We start from the raw sequence: 10788 nt of genomic DNA, 5'->3' as shown, positions 1-10788 counted from the left end.
GGGCGGCGCGGGCACAGCGCAATCACTTAGCATGTTGTTATCATGCGTGGGTATCCTTGAAAGTGAAAGCTCAAGAACTGGGCCAGACCCTGTATGCCGTGCGGGAGAGTTTGTTTAGTCATTACCTTCGCGCTGAACTACAAAACCCTCATGTCACGGCTTGTTAAGGTCCAAAGCGTAAGTCCTGTCTCATTATGGTCAACGTTACTACCACCACAGTCGAACCCATCGACCTTCCAGTGTCAGAAACTCCGTGGCAAGAGTTCTGGCGTATCTTTCGGAAAGATCACCTGGCAATGGCAGGCTTGATCGTGCTGGGTCTTTTGCTGATTGCTGCCCTGGCTGGGAAAGCGCTGACCGAATGGATGGTGGTATTTGATCCCGCAACTGTTCGTTTACCCGATAAGTTCCAAGCGCCACTGACTGCGGCTTCGGCACAAATTCCGGTTGCTGATCGTCCCATGTTCGGTCTCTACTTATTGGGAACTGATGAGCTTGGCCGCGATGTGTTTGCGCGCATCCTGCAAGGCTCGTTCGTCTCGCTCTCAATCGGCTTTATCGCTGTTGGGCTTTCGATGTTGATTGGTATCTCTTTAGGTGGACTCGCGGGTTTTTACGGCAACATAAAACTGGGAGTGATTTCAGTTGATACATTAATCATGCGCTTCACCGACATCATGTTGTGCTTTCCCACATTTTTCCTGATTCTCACGGTTGTCGCACTTTTACCGCCGAGTATTTACAACATCATGATTGTGATCGGTCTCACCAGTTGGATGGGAACCGCTCGCCTCGTGCGTGCTGAGTTCCTCGCTTTGCGCGAGCAAGATTTTGTCGTTGCTGCCCAAGCCCTTGGTCTACCAGAACGACGCATTATCTTTCGTCATATGGTGCCAAACGCTATCGCGCCGGTTCTCGTGTCGGCAACGATCGGCGTCGCTTCAGCGATTCTCACTGAATCAGGACTGAGCTTCCTGGGATTTGGGGTTCGCCCTCCGTACGCCACCTGGGGAAATATTCTCTCGGATGGGAAGGATTTTATCTTTGATGCGCCGTGGCTGTTCTTCATTCCAGGCTTTGCCATTCTCATCGTAGTATTAGCATTCAATCTGGTGGGCGAAGGGCTGCGAGAAGCGCTCAACCCCAAGCTGCGGAGGCGATAACCGTGCCAGGGAATGAGTCGCTGTTAGATATTCACAACCTGTCAGTCTCTTTCTTCACTGACAAGGGCGAAGTGCCAGCCGTCAGAGATGTCAGTCTCAGCCTTGCTGCCGGACAAACATTGGCTTTGGTCGGCGAATCTGGCTGTGGCAAATCGACCGTTGCCCTCGCGATCATGCGCTTGATCAGCCCTCCAGGACGGATTGTGCATGGGCAGATGCAATTCAAAGGGCGTGACCTGGCAACACTTACCGAGCCTGAATTACGCACCATTCGCGGCAAATCGATCAGCATGATTTTCCAAGAACCGATGACCTCGCTCAACCCGGTATTTACGGTTGGTGATCAGATTGGTGAGGTGCTGCAAACTCATCGGCAGCTAGCAGAGCGTGAGGTACATCTCGAAGTGCTACGTTTACTGGAAAAAGTTGGCATTCCTTCTCCTGCACAGCGTATTGAACAGTATCCACACGAACTGTCGGGTGGAATGAAACAGCGGGTCATGATCGCTATGGCATTGGCATGTCAACCAGATCTCCTTATAGCCGACGAGCCGACGACAGCACTCGACGTGACTATTCAAGCGCAGATTCTTGAGCTGTTACAGTCGTTACAAGAAGAAATGCAAATGGCGATTCTCCTAATCACACACAACCTCGGGGTCGTAGCGCAATTCGCCAACGATGTGCAGGTAATGTACGCGGGCAAGACGGTCGAACAAGCAGACGTGCGAACATTATTTAAGAATCCGCTTCATCCGTATACGAAAGCACTGCTTCACGCCTTACCGCGCCCAGGGCATCGTGCTGAACGATTAGCATCCATCCCAGGGACTGTCCCATCGCCTCTGGTTTACCCGACTGGCTGTGCTTTTGCTCCCCGCTGCCCACAGGCACTCGATTTTTGCATTAACCGTCAACCGACCTTGAAACCGATCGAGAACGGACACGCGGTGGAGTGCTGGCTGTATGAATAGGGGGTAGGGGTTAGGGGTTGAGGATTAGCGAGAAGGGAACTGAAAAACTCTTTGATGTCTAGGACACTGGTATCAAAGTCGCCAAACAAGGCTTATAGGAATCGTTACATACAATGGCAAACCAACCCCCAACCCCTAACCCCCAACCCCTAGTTCAAGTGCGGAACCTCAAAAAACACTTCCCAGTACGCAGCGGTGTCTTCTCGCGTATTTCTGGCTGGGTCAAAGCAGTTGATGACGTGTCTTTTATTGTTCAGTCAGGGGAGACGTTAGCCTTGGTTGGTGAATCTGGTTGCGGCAAGACGACTGTTGGACGTTCGATCCTGCGTCTGATTGAACCGACGAGTGGTGAGGTGCACTTTGCTGGCGAAGATGTCTTGAAGATGGGTACCGCGCAGCTTCGACAAAAGCGCCGCCATATGCAGATGATCTTCCAAGACCCCTACAGTTCACTCAATCCCCGTATGACGGTCGGCGCGATTATTGGCGAGCCGTTGCGAGTCCACGGTCTCGCCAATGGCACAAACCTTGATCGTCAAGTCCATAGCCTCCTGGAGCGCGTCGGACTATCTTCCAGTTATGCCTCGCGGTACCCGCATGAATTTTCTGGTGGGCAGCGGCAGCGCATTGGCATCGCACGGGCTTTGGCCTTGAATCCACAATTTATTGTCTGTGATGAGCCGGTGTCCGCCTTGGATGTCTCAATTCAAGCGCAAATTTTGAACTTGCTAGAAGACCTGCAACAAGAGTTTGGCTTGTCGTATTTGTTTGTTTCGCATGATCTCAACGTTGTCGAGCATATCGCCGACCGCGTTGCGGTCATGTATCTCGGCAAGATCGTCGAGATCGCTCCTGTCGATAAACTGTTTCGTAATCCCCAGCATCCGTACACTGTTGCGCTCATGTCCGCGAATCCTGTCCCCGATCCAACTATCCGCACGAAACGGCAAGTGCTCACCGGTGACGTTCCTTCTGCCCTGAATCCACCAACCGGGTGTCCCTTCCATACCCGCTGTCCGCGCGTGATGGAAACATGCAAAACCGTCATGCCGCAAGCAACGCAAACAGGCGAGGAGAAAGAAACTCATACGGTGTGGTGTCATTTGTATAGTGAAACTGCAAACACTGAGGTGTAAAGTCCTCCCCAGTGAGGCGATTATGAGACGCATGTTCAACCCACCCCATCCAGGTGAAGTGCTCAAGGACGGAGTATTCGAGGGCGGAGGAATCTCGGTAACAGATGCCGTGCGACAGCTCGGCATATCGCGTGTGCAGTTATCACGCTTGCTCAATGGCCGGGCCGGAATATCGGCGGACATGGCTATCCGACTGGCGATGTGGTTGGGAGGTAGCCCCAAATCCTGGCTACGGATGCAAATAGACTATGACCTGTGGCAGAGTCAACAACGTGGACGTCCGGTAGTAAAAAGGCTCAAGCGCACAGCGTCATGAGATTAACCGAGAGGAACCGGACATGATATGATAGCGCGTACATAGTGCACGAGTTGATGAGATAGTGTCACTACTATAGGGGGAGTATATACCCGTGCCAAAACGCGTCAGTCATAAAACTGGGAGTGAACTTTTCATTGTTGATAATAGCGATGAAGACTGGAAGGTGGTTCGCTATCTTCATGACTGGTGTCAGCTTTCCAAATCGATTGATATAGCAACTGGCTATTTTGAAGTTGGGTCCCTCCTTGCGCTCAAAGAGGAATGGCAGAAAGTCGATAACATTCGGATCTTGATGGGCGACGAGGTTTCTCTTCGAACCAAGAATACTTTCGTCGCTGGCCTCACAAAGGTGACAAACCGCCTTGACTCTAGTCTGGAACTAGAAAAACAAAAGAATGATTTCCTTGTTGGGGTGCCTGCTATTGTCGAGGCTATCCGCTCCGGGAAGATTCAGTGCCGGGTCTATCGTAAAGACAAGTTTCACGCCAAAGCGTACATTACGCACGCTCGACTTGAGGTCATAGGCTCTAGCGCACTCGTAGGATCGTCTAACTTTACCTGTCCGGGTCTCACCGAGAATATAGAACTCAATGTGCAGATCACAGGACAACCTGTGAACGTTCTGCAAGAATGGTACGAAGATCATTGGGGTGAAGCAGAAGACGTTACCCCGGATATCCTCCGCACGATAGAGCGTCATACCCGTGAATATTCACCCTTCGAGGTGTACGCTAAAGCGCTCCATGAATTCTTCCGTGGCCATGAGCTGACGGCAAGCGAATGGGAGCAGCATGGCGGCTCCAAAATCTATCCAATCCTTGATCAGTATCAACGAGAGGGTTACCACGCCCTGATGAAAATTGCGAACCGCTACAATGGGGCGTTTCTCTGCGATGGTGTGGGACTTGGTAAGACCTTCGTCGGCTTAATGCTGATAGAGCGGCTCGTTGCATATGATCGCAAACGTGTTGCGCTCTTCGTTCCCAAAGGGGCGCGTAAGCCTGTGTGGGAAAAAGAGTTGCGGAGATACCTGCCTCACCTTTTTGGTGACTTTAGCAACGTGGTCGTTTTCAATCACACCGATCTTCTGCGTGGCGGAGAGTTCCCTGACCGGCTCGAACGCATCCGAGAGATGGCGGACGTCATTGTCATCGATGAAGCGCACCATTTTCGTAATACCGGCGTGCGCGGGGAAGCAGGAGAGCGACAATCCCGCTACTGGCAACTGTATGACATCGCCGAAGGAAAGGCGATGTTCCTGTTGACTGCTACTCCGGTGAACAACCGCCTGACCGACCTTCAGCATATGATGGAACTATTCTCCCGGCGTCAGGCTGACTATTTCAAGGACGCTCCTTTAGGCATTCATTCGCTACCCGGCCATTTCCGTAAGATGGAGAAAGAATTGGAGCGACTTATCTTCCAGCAAAATCATTCACTGAACGGGGTAGAAATCAATCTTGCCGAGGCCGAGCAGGTGCTGGTGAATGACGCGCTTTTCCGCTCCTTAGTCGTTCAGCGCAGTCGCGCTTACGTGAAAAAGAGTCAACTACAACATGGTGGTTCCCTCGCGATGTTCCCTCAACGCGAAGATCCCAAGGTCGCTGAATACTCAGTCAAAAGGACCTACGGTCGGCTCCTATCGATGTTGGAAGCCGCGTTCTCGAAGGAAAAGCCGTTATTTTCTCTGGCGATCTACTATCCGCTTGCGTATTACAAGGGCTCGGACTCATCGATTAACCCTTTGGAAGAAGGACGGCAACGAGAGGTAGTCGGCCTCATCCGCACACAATTCTTGAAGCGATTTGAAAGCTCAGCGCAGTCGTTCGATATGTCTTGCCAGGCGCTCCTCCTCAAGCTCCTGGCTTGGGTCACTAAGCATAGTCAGACCGAGGCTGAAAAGCAGCGATTGGACCGTTGGACTCGTCAACACAAGGAAGTGATCGACTATGTCCGAGAAAAACAGAGTGAATTCCGAGAAGTTGAAGGAGAGTGGGACGAAGAAGATGTCATCCCCGAGGAACTACTCGAATCCATAGAGGCGCTCAACCGTAACGAGTTCAAGGTCGAGGAAATCCTTGCGGAAACTTTCCTGGACCTTGATCAATTGGCAGAATTCCTCGACGAGCTGAAGAAGTTCAAGCCATCGCACGACGACAAACTTAAGGCGCTCATCAAACTACTGAAAACCGATCCAGTTCTCAAAAAGCATAAGGTTCTGATCTTCACCGAATTCATGGACACTGCGCGTTACCTCAAACAGCAATTAATAAACGCTAGTATCACTGGCATTGATGAAGTTGACAGCCAGGTGAACCGAGACCGGGGGGACATCATTCGTCAATTTGCCCCGTATTATAACGGAACATCGAGCACCCTGCTTGCGGAGGAAGGACTGGCTGAAACCCGTGTCCTCATCTCGACAGATGTGCTTTCGGAAGGGTTGAATCTGCAGGACGCTACTCGGCTTATTAACTATGAGTTACATTGGAACCCTGTCCGCCTGATGCAACGGATTGGTCGTGTGGACCGAAGGATGAACCCGGAAATCGAAGCCCGGATTCTTGCTGATCATCCTGATCAAAAACCCTTACGAGGTCGAGTTGCATACTGGAACTTTTTACCGCCAGACGAACTCGATGAGTTACTGAGACTGTACCAGCGGGTCTCACATAAGACATTACGTATTTCCAAAACCTTCGGCATCGAAGGAAAGAAACTCCTCTCGCCTCAGGATGATTATGAAGCATTGAAAGACTTCATCGAAGCTTACGAGGGCACAACTTCACCGTCCGAGGATATGCACTTGGAATACCAGCAACTCTTGAACGACTACCCAGACTTGCCAGCGAGACTCGATGCACTTCCAGGACGAGTGTTCAGTGGTAAACCTCATCCTGCCGCAAACACGCAAGCCGTGTTCTTTTGTTTCGCGCTTCCCGCTCCGGGAGCCAGAGTGCAAGACGAAGAGCGAGCCGACGCAAGCGTGTGGACCGAAGAAGCTGGCAGCGTGAAGTGGTATCTCTATGATCTTGCGACCGGCAAGATTGCCGATGAACCAACAGAGGTTATTGGCTTGATTCGCAGCACGCCAGAGACACCGCGTAAACACGACATGCCGAACGAGACACTGTCTGACATCCGGGCAAAATTGGAGAAGCACATCAAGAACACGTACCTGAAGCAGGTCCAGGCTCCGATTGGGGTGAAACCGATTCTTCGAGCATGGATGGAACTCAGCTAAAGGGGGCTGTTGTGAGCACTGTCGATCTCGCACGTCTTCGCTCTATCAAGACTTTTCCGTCACTCGTCAAATACCTGCATGATGAACTCGAATGGCCAATTGACACTGATTATTGCGATGACCTCACTTTCGAATACGAACCTGAGGAACTTGGCTTGAAGGAGGAGTACACTAAAAAGATCGGTGATAGCAAGATCAAACAGCTTCGGCCTTTGGTGATGAATCAACCTGGGCTATTTTCTTTATCGATTTCAAACCTAAACGACTGCCTATTGTTGCTCTGCGTAAGATTCTCGGCAATTTGGTCGTACGGAAACGCGACTCGGCCAACAAATCGGAACGCACAGCGTGGGACAAGCACGACCTGCTTTTCATTTCGGCGTTCGGCGAAGAAGGCGACCGTCAGATCACACTTGCGCATTTTTCAGAAGGAGCGAATAGCCGCGATCTCCCTACCCTCAAAGTCCTCGGCTGGGATGAACTCGACACGCACCTCAATCTCCAGCATGTTAACCATCAGTTACACCAGTGGCTACGCTGGCCAGACGACACCAAAGATCTGGAAGCTTGGCGTCGGCAGTGGTCGTCCGCGTTCACATTGCGACCTCGCGAGGTAATTTCTACAGCTCGGGACCTTGCTGTCCGGTTAGCTGTACTTGCCCAGTCGATTCGTCAGAAGGCAAAACAGGTACTCGACATCGAAACAGAGCAGGGCCAGTTACGAAAGCTCTACACCGCATTTCAGGAGTCCCTGATCCACGACCTGGACGAAGACGACTTCGCCGACATGTACGCTCAGACAATTACCTATGGGCTGTTTTCCGCAGCCGTTTCCCGCACCACGCCCGACGCTGAGGTTGTAGTTCTTGCTGAACACTTGGTCGACGTAGTGCCACCTACGAATCCCTTCCTGCGAGAGATGCTATCCACGTTTCTCACGGTCGGCGGACGACGAGGCAAGCTCGACTTCGACGAGTTAGGTATTCAGGAAGTCATCGGAGTGCTGAACAGCCCTGATACGAACTTGAACGCCGTGCTGCGCAATTTCGGCGACCTCCGCCGCGGGGAAGATCCGGTCATTCACTTCTACGAAGACTTCCTTAAGCAATACGACAAGAAGCGCAAAGTTGAACGCGGCGTTTTCTACACGCCGCAACCCGTCGTCTCTTATATCGTCCGCAGTGTCCACGAACTCCTGCAAACTGAGTTCGGTCTCGAAGACGGTCTCGCCCCTATCATCACTTGGAGTGAAATGCTCAAGCGTCATCCTGATTTGAAACTTCCACTCCTCACCGACGAACCTGGAGAAAAGCGCACTATTAACCCTGATGAACCTTTCGTCCAAGTTCTCGATCCGGCCACCGGTACCGCCACTTTCCTCGTTGAAGTTATTGACGTTATTCACCGCACTCTTACTGCAAAATGGAATAGCCAAGGGCTTACCACAGCACAGCAACATGCTGCGTGGAACGCCTATGTACCGGAACACCTTCTTCCGCGCCTGTACGGCTATGAGCTAATGATGGCTCCCTATGCCATCGCACATATTAAGATTGGCCTCAAGCTCGCCGAGACCGGCTACCGCTTTGGCAGCAAAGAACGTGCACACATCTATCTCACCAACGCACTAGAGCCAAAAGTAAAGCAGCTCCCACAAATTGGCTTCGACGCCCTGGCCCACGAAGCCGCTGCCGTCAATGAAGTCAAATGGTACAAACGCTTTACCGTGGTCATTGGGAACCCGCCGTATTCAGTAACCAGCGCCAACTTCAACCCGTTCATTGATGCGCTAATGGCCGACTACAAGAAGCACGTTCGCGGCGAGCAAGGTCTAGTGGCTCTCGCAGATGACTATCTAAAATTCATCCGCCTCAGTCAGCACTTATTGGAAGCGCCGAACTGCGGTGTTTGGGGAATGATTACCAACCATGGATATCTGAAAGGTGTAATTCACCGTGGGGTTCGGAAGGAGCTGCTCAGCCAGTTCAATTCAATGTTCCTCCTCGATCTCCACGGCGACTCGAACATCGGCGAACAAAGTCCAGCGGGAAAAAGCAATGAAAACGTCTTCGACATTCAGCAGGGCGTTGCTGTCTCCATTGGGTTTTGCTCCGTGGCCAAAAATTCGGCCAATGCAGTTCGCCACAGTGATCTTTGGGGCAACCGAAACGAGAAATACGATGACCTAGCGCTGCACCCAATCTCGCATCGGAAATGGACCGACATACGTCCCAGCGACCCACGGTATTTCTTGGTTCCATTCAATGATTCAAACTTGATCGAGTACCAAGATTGTCCGTCGCTTGACGATTTTATGGCTGTCAACTCGTGCGGGGTGAAAACCCATCGGGACGGCATTGTCATTGATTACGACAAGAAGACGTTGATCGCCCGAATGGCTGACATTGCCTCTGAGCGTAATTTAGACCTCTTGCGAAAGCGCTATGGCATCGCCGATACCCCTCATTGGAAACTCACAGTCGCTCAATCCAAAATCAAGGCGGACGAGGTTCCAAACTTCATCCAGCGCCTCACTTACCGGCCATTTGACCACCGTTGGATTTATTACAACCCAGCGATAATCGAAAAGGGCGATTCCAAGTATCCAACGCTCCGCCACATGCTGCATCGCAATGTCGCCCTACTTACCGCCCGCATCCAAGCCACTGGCGTTTTCGATGCAGTGTTCGTCTCGAAGTTTCTCGTCGAAATGAAGACCGCCGAGTCTTCGCGAAGCTGCACAGTTTTCCCACTCTACCTCGCAGACGATCGGGATTCTCGACAAGCGGAGCTTTCTGGGAATGGACTTAGGCCCAATTTCAATTCGAAGGTATTGCTTTCATGGGCGCAAAAGCTTGGTGTTAAGACAAAAGGTGATTTTGGTTTTCCCGCTAGTCTGACACCCGAAGACATTTTCCACTACGCCTACGCGGTGTTTCACAGTCCTGACTACCGGCGTCGCTACGCGGAGTTTCTAAAGATCGATTTCCCACGGCTGCCGTTGACGTCGAGCGTTGACCTTTTCCGCGAGTTGGCCCACCTCGGCGGTGAACTTGGGTCCCTGCATCTGATGGAATCGCCTAAACTCAATAAACACCTTACGAAGTTTGTTGGGAGCGAAAAACCCGAAGTCGAAAAAGTCTCATGGTCTGATGACACCGTGTGGCTCGATAAGGCGCAAACCACGGGCTTTGTTGGTGTGCCAGAGGATGTCTGGAACTTCCGCATCGGCGGCTATCAGGTTTGCGAGAAATGGCTGAAGGACCGTAAAGGCCGCATCATCTCGAAGGATGACATCACCCACTACCACAAAATCGTTGTCGCTCTTGCAGAAACAATTCGACTCATGCGGGAGATTGACGAAGTAATCGACAAACACGGCGGCTGGCCGTTGAGATGAGTTAACCGTGAGTGACTTATTCGACAACGCTCCACCACCAGAGCTAAGCTCACTTGAAGTGCAGTGGCTGTTCGTTGACGAAGCCGGAGATCCCACGCTTTTTCATCGTTCCGGTAAGCCCATCGTCGATACGCCTGGCTGCTCACGTTTCTTCATCATCGGCAAACTGGAGGTGGAGGAGCCTGTCTCTCTTGCAAAGGCGCTCACCGATCTGCGGCAGGAATTGCTCGCAGACCCCTACTTTGCTGGAGTCGAATCCTTTCGTCCCGAACGGGAAAAAACTGCATTGCTGTTCCATGCGAAGGACGACCTACCGGAGGTTCGATATCGCGTCTTCAATCTTCTTCGTTCCGCTGGGAAGACGCTGCGATTCCATGCCGTAATTTGCGACAAGCTCGCCTTAGGCGGTGGCAGGAAACAACTTACCGCAATAGTGATTGACCGGAGTGGAGAGCCTCTGCACAAGAGCAGGGATGAGAGACGAGACCATTGTGTGCTGGCTTCGGTCTAAGTATCGAAGTCTGGTCGAAGAGCTGGATGAACGCGGGCGAC

7 protein-coding genes are annotated in these 10788 nt (G+C 51.8%); all 7 read left to right on the top strand.

The features are described from left to right. The first annotated feature begins 194 nt into the window (after positions 1–194). A complete protein-coding gene (locus FJ147_24105) occupies positions 195–1163 on the top strand; it encodes an ABC transporter permease (protein MBM4258971.1) in 969 nt (322 codons plus the stop codon). Between the two features lie 2 nt (positions 1164–1165). After that, positions 1166–2137: an ABC transporter ATP-binding protein gene (locus tag FJ147_24100; protein MBM4258970.1), complete on the top strand. Its 972-nt coding sequence runs from the start codon at positions 1166–1168 to the stop codon at positions 2135–2137. Between the two features lie 113 nt (positions 2138–2250). Further along, on the top strand, positions 2251–3273 hold the full coding sequence (locus FJ147_24095; GenBank protein ID MBM4258969.1) for a dipeptide ABC transporter ATP-binding protein: 1023 nt from the start codon (positions 2251–2253) through the stop codon (positions 3271–3273). Positions 3274–3304: 31 nt separating this feature from the next. Continuing rightward, positions 3305–3589: a HigA family addiction module antidote protein gene (locus tag FJ147_24090; GenBank protein MBM4258968.1), complete on the top strand. Its 285-nt coding sequence runs from the start codon at positions 3305–3307 to the stop codon at positions 3587–3589. Between the two features lie 94 nt (positions 3590–3683). Further along, positions 3684–6836, top strand: a complete 3153-nt coding sequence (locus tag FJ147_24085; GenBank protein MBM4258967.1) for a helicase — start codon at positions 3684–3686, stop codon at positions 6834–6836. Between the two features lie 301 nt (positions 6837–7137). Next, on the top strand, positions 7138–10236 hold the full coding sequence (locus tag FJ147_24080; protein ID MBM4258966.1) for a hypothetical protein: 3099 nt from the start codon (positions 7138–7140) through the stop codon (positions 10234–10236). A gap of 7 nt (positions 10237–10243) precedes the next feature. After that, entirely contained in the window at positions 10244–10747 is a 504-nt protein-coding gene (locus tag FJ147_24075; protein MBM4258965.1) for a hypothetical protein, read from the top strand. Positions 10748–10788: the final 41 nt, after the last annotated feature.

Source organism: Deltaproteobacteria bacterium (assembly GCA_016874775.1).
Classification (GTDB): domain Bacteria; phylum Desulfobacterota; class Binatia; order Bin18; family Bin18; genus VGTJ01.
Note: the sequence above shows the minus strand (reverse complement) of the source record. Positions and strands in the feature narration are given on the sequence as shown.

What these genes read in the sequence shown, in the direction of transcription:
- FJ147_24105 (MBM4258971.1), top strand. Translation starts at nt 195, where the DNA reads ATGGTCAACGTTACTACCACCACAGTCGAACCCATCGACCTTCCAGTG.
- FJ147_24095 (MBM4258969.1), top strand. Translation starts at nt 2,251, where the DNA reads ATGGCAAACCAACCCCCAACCCCTAACCCCCAACCCCTAGTTCAAGTG.
- FJ147_24090 (MBM4258968.1), top strand. Translation starts at nt 3,305, where the DNA reads ATGTTCAACCCACCCCATCCAGGTGAAGTGCTCAAGGACGGAGTATTC.